The organism is Collinsella sp. AF19-1LB (genome assembly GCF_003459655.1).
In the GTDB taxonomy this organism is placed as follows: domain Bacteria; phylum Actinomycetota; class Coriobacteriia; order Coriobacteriales; family Coriobacteriaceae; genus Collinsella.
The window spans coordinates 24,982-39,799 of record NZ_QRWO01000012.1 but is presented as its reverse complement, the minus strand read 5'-3'; the positions used below and the strand labels follow the sequence as shown (position 1 = coordinate 39,799).

Genomic DNA, 14,818 nt, shown 5'->3' with positions numbered 1-14,818 from the left:
TTTCATGTGACTGCGTAGGGTGCCACCAATGGCATCGTTGACATAGAAAGATCGACCTATGGCCGCTGTTAAAAAATCGGTTTCCGTTAAGGACGTGGCGCGTCTCGCGGGCGTCTCGGAGCAGACAGTCTCGCGTACGGTGCACGATTCGCCCAGCGTGCGCCCCGAGACCAAGGAGCGCGTGCGTGCCGCCATGCGCGAGCTGGGGTATCGCCCCAATTTTGCCGGTCGATCGCTGCGCCGCGGCAAGTTTAAGACCGTCGGCGTCGCCATGTTCAACATTACCGGCACCGGCAACCTCGACCGCATGGAGGGCTTTGCCGCCGCGGCCGACAAACATGGCTATGCCATCACCCTCACTAAAGTAGACGGGCATCCGTATACCCTCGAGAGCGCATCGTCGCGCATGAGCGCACTGCCGGTGGACGGCATGGTTGTGATTATGAACCGCATGCCGGCGGACTTTGGCACCTTTGAGCCGCTGCCCGGTATGCAGACGGTGCTCGTTACCATGCTGGAGCACCCGCTGTGCTCGACGGTCGATAACGACCAGTTCGATTGCTCGCGCCAGGTTGTCGAGTACTTGCTGGGGCAGGGGCACAAGACTGTGCACTTTATCTCGTGCCCCGAGCGCTCGCTTTCGGGCATGCAGCGCGAGGAGGGCTGGCGCGAGACGCTGCGCGCGCATGGTATTGAGCCGCCGCGATTCATTCGTGGCGATTGGACGGCGCAGAGCGGCTATGCTGCCGGTCAGGCTCTGGCAGACGATCCGACCTGTACGGCCATCTATGCCTCCAACGACGCCATGGCCTACGGCTGCATTCGCGGGCTCGAGTCGCGCGGGAAGCACGTGCCCCAGGACGTAAGCGTGGTGGGTGTTGACGATAGTTTGGGCGACATCGTGCCCGATCTTCGCCTGACCACGGTGCGCTTTGATAACAAGCGTGTCGGCATGTGGGCGGTCGACAAGATCGCCGGCGCCGAGGGCGTTGCGCCTGGCGTGGAACACATGCTGATCCCCGGCGTGCTCGTAGCGGGCGATACGGTGCGCGATGTACGCTAGGGTGCGGACCTGTTTGGGTTGCCGCTAATTGTGTTCGAGAATGTTCAGATTGGTTTAAAAACCGTTCACGGGTGAAAAGCAACCGTTCATAGCTCGAAATTACGTTTTGCGCTGTTCTTTTTTGTTTGAATGTTAATGTTCCTGCCATACACAGCGCAGCGCGTATGCCCGGACGCGATGCTCTCCGTTGGTTCATATGTGAAAGGAACGCAATATGGCAACCAAAGAAGAAATCTCGATGGTTGGATTCGAGATTGTCGCATACGCGGGCGACGCCCAGACCGATCTGCTTGCAGCGCTCGATGCTGCTCGCGAGGGTGATTTTGAGAAGGCCGAGCAGCTGCACAAGGATGCCAGCGATGCACTTATCGGCGCCCACGACACGCAGACCAAGCTGCTTTCGCAGGAGGCCGGCGGCGGCGAGATGGAGATGACCTTCATCATGGCTCACGCTCAGGATACTCTCATGACCACCATGATCCTGGAGAAGCAGACCCGCTTTACCATCGATGCCTATAAGCGCATCGCCGCACTCGAGGCTAAGCTCGCCTAACGAGCTCTCACAACCAAGTCCCCTTCCAAAAGCTCTGCCGCTACCCGCGGCAGGGCTTTTTCTGTTTACCCGGCACTTGGGGACGTTCCTTATCTGCCGGCAGTTTGGGACACTCCTGCCATGCATTCGATCCTTTGAGGATGGAAGAAACCGGGTCATTAGGTTTGCTGCGGTGCCGACTCGGTCTGTCGGTTACAAAACTATGCCGGTTTACTACGATGAATCGCATTCTTTCAACTATGGAAAGAACAGCGTTATCAAAGCCGCAGGTAGAAAGCTTGTCATTTTCTGCTAATAGCAAATGTGGTCGGTCCTATCGGTTTTATCGTAGTAAACCGGCATAGTTTTGAAATGGCACTATTCGACTAGCAGCGTTATGGAGCTTCTGCACGCCCTCCCGTTCGGTTTTTTGCTGGGTGGGTATACTTCCATCCGCAATACAGACCGGACTGAGGAGGTATCCAAATGCCGGACAACGGATCGATTCAAAAGAGAGACGCGCACGAGATGGCTCATGGGCGTCCTGTCCAGATAACCGAGTACACGACGGTAACCGAGCTGCAGCCCAGCCTGTCCGATGTCGTGTGCGCAAACAAAAAGCTGCAGATTGGCTTTATCGTTGCGCTCGTGGTGCTGGCGTTGCTGTCGGGATTTGTGGCTCGTCCGCATTTTGCCGATACCAAGACTTGGGACTCCACCATCGAGGTTATCGACCAAAAGAAAGGTAACGTACTGGCGCTCACGGCCTCGTGCGTGGCGCTGTCTGCGGGCATTACCGCGCTGCCGGGTGATACGGGTACGCCGGTCGCTGAGCAGCTCGCACAGCTTTCAGGCAACCTTGGTATCGTGCTTGCCGTGCTATACCTAGAGAAATACTTGCTCACGATTTTGTGGTCGGTTGGCTTGGGCATCTTAATCCCGTTTGCGTTGGCGCTCTTTGCGGTGTCGCTTGGCATTCACGGGCGCTGGAGCACGAGTGCCGTCCTGCGCCGCGTGGCGACCCGCGTGCTGGTAGTCGCCATGATCGGCATGGCGTTGGTGCCTGCAAGCGTGTGGGTATCGCAAAAGGTCGACGAGACATATCGCGTCAGCATTGAACAGGCCGAGCAAAAGGCGGCCGACGCTGCGAGTGCGGCAGATAGCGACAGCTCCAAAGCAAGCAAGAAAAAGACCGAGTCTACAGAGTCCAAAAACGTGCTCGAGCAGTTGACTGACGGGGCCTCGAGCTTGGTCACGTCGGTGACCAGCGGTGCCAAGCAGATGACCGACAAGATCGTGCAGCAGGTGACCGACCTCATCGAAGGCGTCATCGTGATGATCGTGACCTCGTGCGTTATCCCGCTGCTGGTGCTCGCGGCGTTTCTGTGGCTGGGACACACGCTACTGGGGATCGATATCTCTGGCCCGGCGAACTATTTGACGGGCCGTTTTCTGAGCGCTCCGTCCAAACATGCCAAGAAGAGTGGGCAGTCTGAGTAGGCGGCAAAGCGAACTTTGGAAGATCAACCGTAAGAAGGGCGGCCGAGACACGTTCTCGGCCGCCCTTTTGTTTGCTGAACACATGGTCGCTACGTCTGCGCCGGGCTCAAACGGTCGCCAATCAACCGCGAACGGTATTTGTTCAAAAAAGAACAAAGATAAACAAATAATGGTTGCAGTCGCTGTTCGAATGTGTTCAAATAAACATGAACAGTGAAGAACCGCACATTCAGATGCCCGGACCTGAACGCGATTCAACACTTCCAAACAGAAACTACGCACCTGCGTATCTCTCAAGGAGGATGTCATGAGGGTTGTAATCGCTTCCGATGCCGACGGTATGTCGATGAAGGAGTCCATCAAGGAGATGCTCATCGCCGACGGTCACGAGGTCGTCGACTATTCCGAGACCCCTGCCGCGGACTTTGTCGATTCCGCGACCGCCGTTGCCAAGGACCTGCTGGAGCACAAGGATTCCCAGGGCTTCGCATTCGATAAGTACGGCGTCGGCTCCTATATGGCCGCCGTCAAGATCAAGGGCATGGTCGTCGCCAACATTTCCGACGAGCGTTCCGCTTACATGACCCGCGAGCACAACGGTTCGCGCATGGTCACCATGGGCCCGGGCGTTGTGGGCACCGAGGTCGCCAAGAAGATCGCCCGCGAGTTCCTGCGCGCCCAGTACGCCGGCGGCCGTCACCAGATCCGTGTCGACATGCTCAACAAGATGGCCTAACGAGAGCCACCGAGAACTCGAACTTCTACCTCAACTTGTGAATTCAGACGAAAGGACGTTCTGATGAAGAAGACCATCGCAATCGGTTGCGACCATATCGTTACGGACGAGAAGATCTATCTGGCCGACCGCCTGGAGCAGGCTGGCTACAAGGTGCTCGACTGCGGCACCTACAGCCACACCCGTACGCACTATCCCATCTACGGTAAGGCCGTGGGCGAGGCTGTCGCCAGCGGCAAGGCCGACTTTGGCGTGGCCCTGTGCGGCACCGGCATCGGCATCACCAACGCCGTCAACAAGGTTCCCGGCGCCCGCTGCGCCCTGGTTCGCGACATGACCTCTGCCCTGTATGCCCGTCGCGAGCTCAACGCCAACATCGTGGGCTTTGGCGGCAAGATCACCGGCGAGTTCCTGATGGCCGATATCATGCTTGCCTTCCTGGAGGAGCCCTACGAGAAGACCCCCGAGCACGATGCCCTGATCGCCAAGATCGATGCCTGCAATAAGGCCGACGCCGTGGCTCAGGCTGACCCGCACTTCTTTGACGAGTTCCTCGAGAAGTGGGACCGCGGCGAATACCACGACTAAGGGGTTCCGGCGTTTTAACAAACGCCGGACCGGTTGACGCTGCGAAGCCATCTGGCGGGCAATCTGCCGCTCAGCTTCGACGGCATGACCAGAAGGTCAATGCCGTCTCGCTTCACGGCACCTTGCCTCGCCAGCTGGCTTCTCGCTGATGTCTGAGTGACCTGTGGGGTTACCGCTGTTGTTGCGAAGCGTTCTGGTACGGCTAGCTGCTCCGATAACACGTTTGCTTGCTTGGCTTGAGTGCTTCGCTCTTGGCGGTACACGGTATTCTGCAGCTTTTTAATTGACGGCTCGCGTTTCTGTGAGGGGGCGCGGGCCGGTTTTCTATCAGCCCTATTGACTTGGCGGGCTGTCGTAAGAAAGGGAAGGCTCCTATGGAGTTTGTTCTTGATAACGGTTCTATTCGTGTGGCGTTGAGCACGGCGGGCGGGTCGTTCACTTCTATTGCGGCCAACGGTCGTGAGTATCTGTGGCAGGGCGATCCGGCGGTGTGGTCGGGCCAGGCACCCATTTGCTTTCCGATTTGCGGCGGCCTTCGTGATGGCCGCGCGATGACCATGGGTGGCCGCGAGGTCAAGCTTGCCCGCCACGGCTTTGCCCGCAAGCAGGAGTGGAAGCTCGAGGAGCAGAGCGACAACATGGTTGCGCTGAGCCTAAGCTCTGCCGACCATGCCGAGTTGCTTGAGCAGTACCCGTATCCGTTTAAGATCGTTGCTCGCTACACGATCGATTCGGAAAAGGTGGCCGTGTCGTACGAGGTGACCAATGAGGGCACCGAGGATATGCCATTCTTTGTGGGTGGTCACCCCGGCTTTAAGTGCCCGCTCGACGAGGGCGAGTCCTATGACGATTACGAGCTCCGTTTTGAGCAGCGTGAGGCCGCCGAGCTCTGTACTGCCGTTCCCTCGACGGGCTTGATTGATGTTGAGCATCGCAGCAAGAACCCCATGATCGACCAGAACCTGCCGCTGACCCACGAACTCTTCGACTTCGCGGAGACCATCTTCGACGTGCTCGAGAGCCGCGTGGTTACGCTGACCAAGAAAACCGAGGACAAGGGCGTGCGCCTGACGTTCCAGGATATGCCGTACCTGATTGTGTGGAGCAAGCCCGAGGGCGACTTTGTGGCCGTGGAACCGTGGGGCGGCCTGTCCACCTGCTCCGACGAGGACGATATTCTGGAGCACAAGCGTGGCTGCCTGGTTGCCAAGCCGGGGGAGACCGTCACCCGCGGCTTTGAGATCGAGATCCTTTAACGAGCTATCGTATGTTTGGGGTGGGTCGTGCCGCCCCGGAACAGGAGTTCAATATGATTCTGACCGTTACCATGAACCCGTCGATTGATACGCGCTATCAGCTCGACAAGCTGGTCATCGACGATGTTAACCGTGTGACGCCCGAAAAGACCGCTGGCGGCAAGGGCCTCAACGTGAGCCGTGTGCTGCTGCAGTTGGGCGACGATGTGCTCGCGACCGGTCTGCTCGGCGGCCACATGGGTGCCTATATGGCCGAGCTTATGGATGCCGACGGCGTCAAGAACGACTTTGTGCGCATCGCCGGTGAGACGCGCATCTGCCTGAATATCCTGCACGAGGGTAATCAGACCGAGCTGCTGGAGAGCGGCCCGCAAATCGCCCCGGCCGAGCTCGAGGCCTTTACGGCCAAGTTCGCCGAGCTTGCGGCGAAGGCGGACGTTGTGACGCTTTCGGGCTCGCTGCCGCGTGGCGTCGATGCCGGCTACTATGCCGAGCTCGTCAAGATCGCCGAGGAGGCGGGCGCCAAGGTGCTGCTCGACACCTCGGGTGCATCGCTGGAGGCAGCGCTGGAGTCCGACGCTAAGCCCGAGCTCGTAAAGCCCAACCTGACCGAGATTAACGGCCTGCTGGGTACGTCCTTTACGACCGATGATGTCGATGCCCTGCGCGAGGCGCTTGCCGCCGATGACCGTTTTGCCGGTATTCCCTGGGTTGTCGTTTCGATGGGCGCTGCCGGTTCGGTAGGCTTCCATGAAGGTCGCGCGTTCCGCGCCAAGACGCCCGCGATTGCGGCTGTGAACGCGACGGGTTCCGGCGACTCGACCATCGCTGGCTTTGCGCATGCCATTGCTGCTGGTGCCGACGATGTCACGGTGCTCAAGACCGCCAATACCTGCGGCAAGCTCAACGCCATGGATCCCAAGACCGGCCACCTGGTCATGGACCGCTGGGATGAAATCTTCAACAACGTTGTCGTGACTGAACTGTAGAGTTACGCGGTTTTACCAAACCGCGTAACCAGCAGACGCTGCAAACCCGCCAGAGCGGCAATCTGCCTTTCAACTTCGGCGGCATGACCAGAAGGTCAATGCCGCCTCGTTTCAAGGCACCTTGCTCGCTCTGGCGGGTTTTCGCTGTCGTTGCCAAAACATCGACGTAGTCATTGGGGACGCTCTTTAATGACTGGTCGTTTAAGAACGTCCCCAATGACTACACGCAAAAACGGCGCCCGTCGGCGATGTTGCCGGCGGGCGCCGTTGTCGTGTGGGCGGTTGTGTCGTGGCCGCTGATGAGGCTCGAACTCGTATGCTACAGCGAGTCGATAAAGCGCTGCTGGGCGGCGCGGCCGGCTTCGTCCCACTTAAAGACGCCGGCGTTGTCGAGTACGTGGCCAAACACCACGCCGACCTCCTCGTGCAGGATATCGATGGCGTTGTCGGCCGTAAGCTCGTCGGCGCGGCGGGCAAAAACGTCCTCGGCCCATGCGGCGTGGCTGCGGCAAAGACCATCGCCCTCGAGCGAGCCGGCGAGATCGTAGCTGGCATCGGCCTTGGCCGCCAGCAGGTGCTCGCGGACAGCGCCGAGCTCGGGAACCAGGCGCGGCGGAAGAATGGCGAGACCCATAACCTCGATCAGGCCGATGTTCTCCTTTTTAATATGGTGGTACTCGGCATGCGGATGGAACACGCCCAGCGGATGCTCGTCGGTCGTGATGTTGCAGCGAAGCGCCAGGTAGGCCTCGTAAATCCCGCCGCCGGCATTGCCGCGGGAGTCGACGCGGCGGATGACGGGCGTCACGGTGTTGTGGGCCACGCCGTCGGCTGTGTGCGCGATGACGCCTACAGACTCATCGGTCCACTCGCGCCAGGCGAGGATAATCTTCTCGGCAGCGTCGAGCAGCTGAGCGCGGTCATGCGAGCGCAGGCGCAGCACCGAGAGCGGCCACTGCAGCACGGTGCCGGTGACCTGGTCAAATCCGGGCACGCTAAACTGCGAGACCTCGGCGGCATGCATCATGGGGAACTCGTGCGCGCCACCCTGGAAGTGGTCGTGCGACAGAATTGAGCCGCCTACGATGGGCAGGTCGGCGTTAGAGCCGATGAAGTAATGCGGGAACAGGTCCACAAAGTCGAGCAGGCAGGTCAGGCCCTTGCGGTCGACGTGCATCGGACGATGCTCGGAGCTCATGGCAATGCAGTGCTCGTTAAAGTACGCGTACGGGCTGTACTGGAAGCCCCAGCGCTCGCCGTTGAGCGAGATGGGGATAACGCGCAGATTCTGGCGGGCGGGGTGAGCGCCGCCGTCGGCTGCGGCGGAGCGTCCGGGATAGCCCTCGTTTTCGATGCAGAGCTGGCAGGCGGGATACTTTTCGCCCGTGTTCTTGGCTGCACCTGCCGCGGCGATATCGCGCGGGTCCTTCTCAGGCTTGGACAGGTTGATGGTGATTTCCAGGTCACCCAAGTTGGTGGGGGTGCTCCATTTGATGTTGCGTGCGATGGCGGCGCGTCGCACATAGCCGGCGTCGCAGCACAGGCCGTAGAACCAGTCGGTCGCGGCGCGGGGCTCGTTGACGCCCATACGGCCGTTGAACTCCTCGTTTACAACCGAAGGCCTCGGCATGAGCATACCCATGATGCGCATGGCGATGCGGTCGCGCCCCGATGCCGTGTCCTCGGCAGCACCGTTGGCAACGGCGGCCTCGGCAAGCGCGGCGAGCGTGCCCTCTAGATTAAAGTCGGGCAGGGTATCGGGGTGCAAGAGCGAAATCTTCTCGGTCTTGAGTGCCCAAGCCATGTCGAGTGCGGGGCCCGTGGCGCCGATGCACTCCAAAATGGTGTTGTATGCCCAGATGCGATCGTCCTGGCCGATCATCGATCGGTGGATGGCGTACTCGATCAGGCTCTGCGCGGCCTCGCGCACGTCAGTCATTACAGCCATGCCGCGTAAGCCCCCTTGTCAGAGATAGCGTAGTGGCGGGCAGAGCCCTCGCCCAGCCAGCCGTTCATCTTGGCAATGAAGGTGTCGACCAGATCGAGCGGCACGAAGGCCTGGATGGTGCCACCAAAGCCGCCACCGTGGATACGGACGGCGCCGCGGCCGTCGAGCACGTGCTCGGCCAGCGCCAGGGCATACATGGAAGGCTGCTCGGAACCCAGCTTGGCAACAACATTCTGCAGGTACATGGCAGAGCTGGCGCCGGACTCGCGCGTCAGGACCAGGAACTGGTCAATGTCGCCGGCGTTGAGCGCTGCCCAGCGCTTGTCGACCAGGCCGTTCTCGTACCAGTAGTGAACGGCGCGCAGGCAGGCGCGGTCGCCCAGCTTGGCGCGCAGCTCGGGGAGTTTAGCGTCAAAGTCGGCAACGTCGACCTCGCACAGGCGTGCCTTGCCAAACTCGGCGGCGACGTCCTGCATCTCGCGCGGAACGGCGGCGTAGTCGTCGGTAGCTGCCACATGGTCGGCGCCAACCTTAACGAGCACAAGCGCATAACCGTGATCCTCAAAGTTGAGCTCGAGCTTTTGGGTCTTAGGCTGGGCCTGGTCCTCAAAGTCCATGTAGGCAAGGCCGCCCAGGCACACAGCGGCCTGGTCCATCAGACCGCAGGGCTTGCCGTAGTAGTTGTTCTCGGTGCGCTGGCTCATCTGCGCAAGCGCGACGGGCTCAATGGCGGGCGCGCCCCAGAGGGTTTCCATGGCACGACCGTATGCGGCCTCGACGGCAGCGGAGCTGGAAAGGCCGCCGCCCGAGGGAACGGAGCAGGTGAAGGCGAAGTCGAAGCCTTGGGGCTCAACACCAAGCGCTGCGACCTCGTGGGCCATACCACGCACGAGGCTTGCGGACGTGCCTTTCTCGGACTCTTGAATATCCAGCGTGTCGAGGGTAATCTCAAACGTGGGGTAGCCCTCGTCGGCGACGCGGACCTTGTTGGAATCGGTTGCCACGGCGATGCCGTCGACGGCGACATCGAGCGAGCCGGCGATAACGTGACCGCCCTCGTGATCGGTGTGGTTGCCGCTGATCTCGGAGCGCCCGGGCGCGTGCACATAGAGCACCTGGCGATCGCCGATGGGGCCAAACTCCTCCTCAAACAGCTTGGTGAGCGTGGCGAGTGTCTTTTCGTCGGGGGTGGTCATGAGGGTCCTTTCCTTGGCGCATACTGACGAGTTTTCCGTCGTAGTGAGTACGTTAACAATCTGAAGCAGCATAAACTCAGCATCTACGATGCCGCACGTTATGGGCTATGTTAACGTACTCATAACACAACACTTATCACTTTTTGAGAATCTGGTAATCGGTAGAAATTCAGCCGTGAACGGTATTGCCGTATGGACTTATAGAGCAGAAGAGTTGCGGATTGAAAAAGTAGAGTACGTTAACATGCGTCCGACGATAGCGGGCCTCGGCGCGGGGTGTGTTTCTGCCCGGGCCGGCATTCACGCTATTCAGATCTCGCAAGGGTGAAGGTGATCCTGTGGCAAGGCGCCCGTCCAACGATACAGGTACGCGTCCGGTCTCCATGGCCGACGTCGCCCGCGCTGCTGGCGTTTCGCAGCAGACGGTTTCGCGCGTCGCCAACGGCTTGCCCAACGTTAACGAACAGACGCGCCAGCGCGTGCAAGCCGCTATGCAAGAGCTCGGCTTTCGTCCGAGTTATGCCGGTCGCTCGCTGCGCGACGGCCGCTACCATTCGGTCGGTCTGTGCGTCAACGATGTCACCAAGTTTGGCAACCTCTCAATGATCGACGGCATCGCCAGCGCTGCTCGCGAGCATAATTGCGCCATCACGCTGGTCGAGATGTCCAAGACCGAGGAGTTTTCGCTTGCCGAGGCAACGCGTCGTATGGCCGCGCTGCCCGTGGACGGCATCATCATCGGCATGAGCCGTATGGCGCCCGATTTTGAGACGTTTGATCCACTGCCGGGCATTGGCACGGTCATCGTTACCATGTACGCGCACCCGCGGGTGACCACGGTCGACTCCGATCATTACGGCTGCTCGCTATTGCTTATGGATCACCTGTTTGGGCTGGGGCACGAGCAGATTCGCTATATTGGCGGCCCGTCCTTCTCGGTCGACGAGCAATTTCGTCGCGCCGGTTGGCAGGATGCGCTCGAGCGTAAACACATCGAGCCGGCAGAGCCGCTCGAGGGCGACTGGTCTGCTAACAGCGGTTACGAGGCCGCTCGGTACTTGGCTGAGCACGACCGCACCATGACGGCGATTTACGCGGCAAACGACCAGATGGCAAACGGCGCCATTGCCGCGCTGCGCGATAGCGGCTTGCGCGTGCCCGAGGACGTGAGCGTGGTGGGCGTCGATGACTCGCTCGACGACTTTGTCGCACATAACGAGCTCACGACCGTTCGATTCGATCTGCATCAGCGCGGGCGCGAGGTGTTCGAGCGCGCAGTTCCCAAGGCGGGGGCATCGGACAAAACCGTCGCCATTCGTATTCCCGGTCAGCTCATCGTTCGACACACCACGGCAGCGCCGCGCGCATAGTTTTCGCAGGTCAACGGCTCGGCGTTGCATATCAATAACAATCGGTAAGGATGCCGGCAGATAGCCGTGACTATGAAGGCGAGTGCTATGATAGACGGGTTCATTTGTCTATCTAGGAGGCTTTGCCTGATGGAGATCACCAAGGATATCCGCTACATTGGCGTTGACGATCACGACATCGACCTGTTCGAGGGCCAGTACGACGTGTCCGAGAACGGTATGGCATACAACAGCTACGTTATCTTGGGCGAGAAGATCGCTGTCGCCGATTCGGTCGATGGCGGATTTGTCGACGAGTGGCTCGGCAACCTCGAGACCGTACTCGACGGCCGCACGCCCGACTACCTGGTCATCCATCACATGGAGCCCGATCACTCCGCCGGCATCGCCGCCTTTATGGAGCGCTATCCCCAGGCGCAGATTGTGGCAAGCATGGGCGCCTTCCGCATGATGGTCAACTACTTTGGCACCGACTTCCCCGAGCGCAAGATGGTTGTCAAAGAGGGCGACGTGCTTGATCTGGGCGGCCACAGCCTGACCTTTGTCGGCGCCCCCAACGTTCACTGGCCCGAGGTACTCTTCTCCTACGAGGCTACCGACAAGGTGCTCTTTAGTGCCGACGGCTTTGGCAAGTTTGGCGCCAACGACATCGAGGATCCGGAAGGGTGGGCCTGCGAGGCGCGCCGTTACTACTTTGGCATCGTGGGCAAGTTCGGCAAGTTTGTGCAGGCCGTGCTCAAGAAGGCCGCCGATTTGGACATCCAGGTCATCTGCCCGCTCCACGGTCCTGTGCTGACCGAGAACCTGGGCTACTACCTCGACACCTACAACACCTGGTCGAGCTATCAGCCCGAGGACGAGGGCATCACCATTGCCTACGCGAGCGTCTACGGCCACCTGAAGGCCGCCGTCGAGGAGCTCGCCGCAGCGCTCGAGGCTCGCGGCCAGAAGGTCTCCGTTTTTGACTTGGCTCGCGACGACATGGCCGAGGCCGTTGAGGATGCGTTCCGCTATGACCGTCTGGTGCTCGCTTCCATCACCTATCAGGGCGAGATCTTCCCGTTCATGAGCACCTTTATCCATACGCTTGCCGAGCATGCCTACCAGAACCGTACCGTGGCGCTTGTCGAGGCCGGCTCCTGGGCACCTGCCGCCGCTAAGGTTATGACCAAGGAGCTCGAGGGCATGAAGGACATCACCCTGACGCAGAACAAAGTGACCGTCCTGGGTTCGCTCAACGACGCCTCGCGCGCTCAGATCGAGGCCCTCGCTGACGAGCTCTCCAAGTAGCGATACGTTCACGTTTAACGCTCAAACCACCACAAAGGTGCCTGTGAACTGCGCCCCGAAACTTGGACTGAATAAATAGCGACTACGCCGCAAGGGCCCGGCTCCGGAACTCCTTCGGCGTCAGGCCCTTCAATCTTACCTGCCTGCGCCGCGTGTTCCAATGGACTATGTACCCCTCCAGGTCGCGCTTGAAGTCCTCGAAGCTGCCCCACTCCCTGCCGCGGTAGAACTCGTCCTTCACGTGGCCGAAGAGCTGCTCGGTGGCGGCGTTGTCGATGCAGTTCCCCTTGCGCGACATGCTCTGGGTGATGCCCGCCCCCTCCAGCCTGGAGGTGTAGGACTCGTGCTGGTACTGCCAGCCCATGTCCGAGTGCATGGTCGGTGCCGCCCCGTCGGGCAGGGCCTCGAGGAGCCGGTCGAGCATCCTGTGCTGCTGGGCGAGGTCCGGCGAGGTCGATATGTCGCTCGCCACGATCTCCTTCGTGCAGAAGTCGAGCACCGGGGCCCAGTAGGCCTTGGCGCCGGCGACCTTGAACTCGGTGACGTCGGTGCCGAGCTTCTGCCACGGCCCCTCGGCGCCGAAGTCCCTCGCGATGACGTTCTCGAACGTGCTCCCCACGGGCCCCCTGTAGGAGCTGTACCGGCTGCGGGAGCCCCGGCGGCGTATCCCGCACCGGATGCCCATCTCGCGCATCATCTTGAGCACGGTCTTGTCGGCCACGACCGCGCCCAGCTCGGCGCGCAGGCACATGGCTATCTGCCGGTGCCCGCAGCCGTTGGCGGTGCGCGAGAATATCTCGGCCGCGGCGTCGCGCAGCTCGGGCCTGGTCGGCCTCCGCGGGTGCGCCAGCGCGTAGTAGTAGGTCGACCTCCTGAGCCCCGAGCACTCCAGCAGGTGGCGCAGGGAGTGCCCCTCCGCCCTCAGCGCCCCCACCGCCTCGGCCGCCGCCCTGGTCAGAACCCGTCCCGCTCGACCAGGGCGCGCAATTTTTTTAGGTAGGCGACCTCGGCCTCGAGCCTGCGGCAGCGCTCCTCGAGCTCCTGCTCGCGGGTGCGGGCCCGGGGTTTCGACCTCGACCCCCTCGGCCTGCCCTTCGGGCCGGGCCGCAGCGCCTCGGCGCCGCCCTCGCGGTAGAGCCTGCACCAGCGCTCCAGCGGGGACTTCGACCTGATCCCGAACTCGGCCATGGCGTCGGCCTTCGCCATCCCGTCGTCGACCACGGCCGACGCCGCGGCGACCCTCTGCTCGAATGTGTAACTGGATTGTTTCCCGCCCATGGACAGCAGCGCCTCGCTTTCGAACGCCCGGTATACCCACTGCCATTCTCTCACGGTCTCGCGGGGGACGGACAGGGCCTCGGCCGCCGGCTTGCAGCCGACGCCGGCGTCGAAGAGCTCGACGGCCCGCCTCCTGGACTCCAGGTCGTGCTTCACCCTGAGGTCTATACTCATGGAAAACCTCCCATTTCCCGATGTCCAAGAAATGGGAGGCAGTTCACGGTGAACCTTTGTGGTGGTTTTTGTTTACGCGCCGGCGATGATGAGGTTTGGACGCTCGTCGCTGGCAATTTCGGCGATTGAGGTGGCGACGGCGTGATCGGGGTCACGGTCCATCACGATGGCGTTGACGTCGGTCAGCTCGGCAAAGCGGTACATGCCACGTCCGTTGACCTTACTGGCGTCCATGAGGTCGACACTTTGACGAGCAGCACCGACCATAGCCGCTTTGGTCTCGGCCATCTGCGGAAAGTCGGTCGTAAAGCCGCAGCCGGGAACGAAAGCGCCAGGGCACATGACGGCCAGATCGGCATGGACCATTTGGAGCGCCTGCATGGTAAGTGGGCCGTACAGATAGCGATGGCCTTTGCGCAGTGCCCCGCCCAGCATGACGACATCGACCGAGGGCATGCTCTCGTCGATGTAATCGGCGATGGTAATGTCGGCCGTGATAACGGTGATGCCGTTGCGTTGATCGAGGAGCCGAACGAACTCGAGTGCCGTGGTGCCCGAGTCGACGAGCAGGGTATCACCATTGCCGACGAGTTCAATGGCGCTTTGCGCGATAGCCTGCTTGGCGGCGACATTGACGTTGATGCGGCGATCCTGGGTGGATACGGTCAGTCGCTTCTGGAGCGATACAGCGCCACCATGCGTGCGGCGCAGCTTGCCGGACTCGGCGAGCGCGTCTAGGTCGGCGCGGGCGGTAACGGAGGACACGCCAAAGGTCTGGGCGATTTCTGCTACCTGCACCGAGGCGTTATGTTCGAGCATTTCCATAATGGCGGCACGACGCTCATCGGCGAAAGCTCGGGTTGTTGCATGGGCCATATCCGCTCCATCATCGTCTGAA

The 14,818-nt window shown here is 60.9% G+C and carries 14 protein-coding genes; 9 read left to right on the top strand and 5 right to left on the bottom strand.

Annotated elements, in window-relative coordinates; genetic code table 11:
* The first annotated feature begins 58 nt into the window (after positions 1–58).
* From DWX39_RS04850 to DWX39_RS04820, 7 genes are all read left to right on the top strand, one after another.
* Positions 59–1,063, top strand: coding sequence for a LacI family DNA-binding transcriptional regulator (locus tag DWX39_RS04850; RefSeq protein WP_117758686.1), 1,005 nt, complete (start codon positions 59–61; stop codon positions 1,061–1,063).
* Positions 1,064–1,277: 214 nt separating this feature from the next.
* Positions 1,278–1,616, top strand: coding sequence for a PTS lactose/cellobiose transporter subunit IIA (locus DWX39_RS04845; protein WP_089572387.1), 339 nt, complete (start codon positions 1,278–1,280; stop codon positions 1,614–1,616).
* 465 nt (positions 1,617–2,081) lie between these two features.
* Entirely contained in the window at positions 2,082–3,095 is a 1,014-nt protein-coding gene (locus DWX39_RS04840) for a hypothetical protein (protein ID WP_117758685.1), read from the top strand.
* 307 nt (positions 3,096–3,402) lie between these two features.
* Positions 3,403–3,831, top strand: coding sequence for a galactose-6-phosphate isomerase subunit LacA (lacA, locus tag DWX39_RS04835; protein WP_006234830.1), 429 nt, complete (start codon positions 3,403–3,405; stop codon positions 3,829–3,831).
* A 63-nt stretch (positions 3,832–3,894) separates the two neighbouring features.
* The gene (lacB, locus tag DWX39_RS04830; protein ID WP_117758684.1) at positions 3,895–4,419 is read left to right on the top strand and encodes a galactose-6-phosphate isomerase subunit LacB; all 525 of its coding nucleotides are present in this window, start codon (positions 3,895–3,897) and stop codon (positions 4,417–4,419) included.
* Between the two features lie 374 nt (positions 4,420–4,793).
* On the top strand, positions 4,794–5,675 hold the full coding sequence (locus DWX39_RS04825) for an aldose 1-epimerase family protein (RefSeq protein ID WP_117758683.1): 882 nt from the start codon (positions 4,794–4,796) through the stop codon (positions 5,673–5,675).
* 53 nt (positions 5,676–5,728) lie between these two features.
* Positions 5,729–6,664, top strand: coding sequence for a hexose kinase (locus tag DWX39_RS04820; protein WP_117758701.1), 936 nt, complete (start codon positions 5,729–5,731; stop codon positions 6,662–6,664).
* Between the two features lie 319 nt (positions 6,665–6,983).
* Here the strand turns inward: DWX39_RS04820 and DWX39_RS04815 are convergent, their stop codons facing one another.
* Both DWX39_RS04815 and DWX39_RS04810 read right to left on the bottom strand, forming a co-directional pair.
* Entirely contained in the window at positions 6,984–8,612 is a 1,629-nt protein-coding gene (locus DWX39_RS04815; protein ID WP_233508882.1) for a UDP-glucose--hexose-1-phosphate uridylyltransferase, read from the bottom strand.
* Complete coding sequence (locus DWX39_RS04810) at positions 8,603–9,808, bottom strand: galactokinase family protein (RefSeq protein ID WP_117758681.1); 1,206 nt, start codon at positions 9,806–9,808, stop codon at positions 8,603–8,605. Before DWX39_RS04810 ends, DWX39_RS04815 begins: the two co-directional genes overlap by 10 nt.
* A gap of 383 nt (positions 9,809–10,191) precedes the next feature.
* Here DWX39_RS04810 and DWX39_RS04805 point away from each other — a divergent pair, with 383 nt between their 5' ends.
* Together DWX39_RS04805 and DWX39_RS04800 are read left to right on the top strand one after the other, a co-directional pair.
* The gene (locus DWX39_RS04805; RefSeq protein WP_117758680.1) at positions 10,192–11,178 is read left to right on the top strand and encodes a LacI family DNA-binding transcriptional regulator; all 987 of its coding nucleotides are present in this window, start codon (positions 10,192–10,194) and stop codon (positions 11,176–11,178) included.
* 129 nt (positions 11,179–11,307) lie between these two features.
* Positions 11,308–12,468, top strand: coding sequence for an FprA family A-type flavoprotein (locus tag DWX39_RS04800; protein WP_233508881.1), 1,161 nt, complete (start codon positions 11,308–11,310; stop codon positions 12,466–12,468).
* An 82-nt stretch (positions 12,469–12,550) separates the two neighbouring features.
* Here DWX39_RS04800 and DWX39_RS04795 read toward each other — a convergent pair whose 3' ends face one another.
* The 3 genes from DWX39_RS04795 to DWX39_RS04785 form a co-directional block, all read right to left on the bottom strand.
* Positions 12,551–13,402, bottom strand: a complete 852-nt coding sequence (locus tag DWX39_RS04795; protein WP_199411445.1) for an IS3 family transposase — start codon at positions 13,400–13,402, stop codon at positions 12,551–12,553.
* Between the two features lie 20 nt (positions 13,403–13,422).
* Entirely contained in the window at positions 13,423–13,920 is a 498-nt protein-coding gene (locus DWX39_RS04790; protein ID WP_117758678.1) for a helix-turn-helix domain-containing protein, read from the bottom strand.
* Positions 13,921–13,992: 72 nt separating this feature from the next.
* Complete coding sequence (locus tag DWX39_RS04785; protein WP_117758677.1) at positions 13,993–14,796, bottom strand: DeoR/GlpR family DNA-binding transcription regulator; 804 nt, start codon at positions 14,794–14,796, stop codon at positions 13,993–13,995.
* Positions 14,797–14,818 lie beyond the last annotated feature (22 nt).

What these genes read in the sequence shown, in the direction of transcription:
- DWX39_RS04850 (WP_117758686.1), top strand. Translation starts at nt 59, where the DNA reads ATGGCCGCTGTTAAAAAATCGGTTTCCGTTAAGGACGTGGCGCGTCTC.
- DWX39_RS04845 (WP_089572387.1), top strand. Translation starts at nt 1,278, where the DNA reads ATGGCAACCAAAGAAGAAATCTCGATGGTTGGATTCGAGATTGTCGCA.
- DWX39_RS04840 (WP_117758685.1), top strand. Translation starts at nt 2,082, where the DNA reads ATGCCGGACAACGGATCGATTCAAAAGAGAGACGCGCACGAGATGGCT.
- lacA (WP_006234830.1), top strand. Translation starts at nt 3,403, where the DNA reads ATGAGGGTTGTAATCGCTTCCGATGCCGACGGTATGTCGATGAAGGAG.
- lacB (WP_117758684.1), top strand. Translation starts at nt 3,895, where the DNA reads ATGAAGAAGACCATCGCAATCGGTTGCGACCATATCGTTACGGACGAG.
- DWX39_RS04825 (WP_117758683.1), top strand. Translation starts at nt 4,794, where the DNA reads ATGGAGTTTGTTCTTGATAACGGTTCTATTCGTGTGGCGTTGAGCACG.
- DWX39_RS04820 (WP_117758701.1), top strand. Translation starts at nt 5,729, where the DNA reads ATGATTCTGACCGTTACCATGAACCCGTCGATTGATACGCGCTATCAG.
- DWX39_RS04815 (WP_233508882.1), bottom strand. Translation starts at nt 8,612, where the DNA reads ATGGCTGTAATGACTGACGTGCGCGAGGCCGCGCAGAGCCTGATCGAG.
- DWX39_RS04810 (WP_117758681.1), bottom strand. Translation starts at nt 9,808, where the DNA reads ATGACCACCCCCGACGAAAAGACACTCGCCACGCTCACCAAGCTGTTT.
- DWX39_RS04805 (WP_117758680.1), top strand. Translation starts at nt 10,192, where the DNA reads ATGGCCGACGTCGCCCGCGCTGCTGGCGTTTCGCAGCAGACGGTTTCG.
- DWX39_RS04800 (WP_233508881.1), top strand. Translation starts at nt 11,308, where the DNA reads ATGGAGATCACCAAGGATATCCGCTACATTGGCGTTGACGATCACGAC.
- DWX39_RS04790 (WP_117758678.1), bottom strand. Translation starts at nt 13,920, where the DNA reads ATGAGTATAGACCTCAGGGTGAAGCACGACCTGGAGTCCAGGAGGCGG.
- DWX39_RS04785 (WP_117758677.1), bottom strand. Translation starts at nt 14,796, where the DNA reads ATGGCCCATGCAACAACCCGAGCTTTCGCCGATGAGCGTCGTGCCGCC.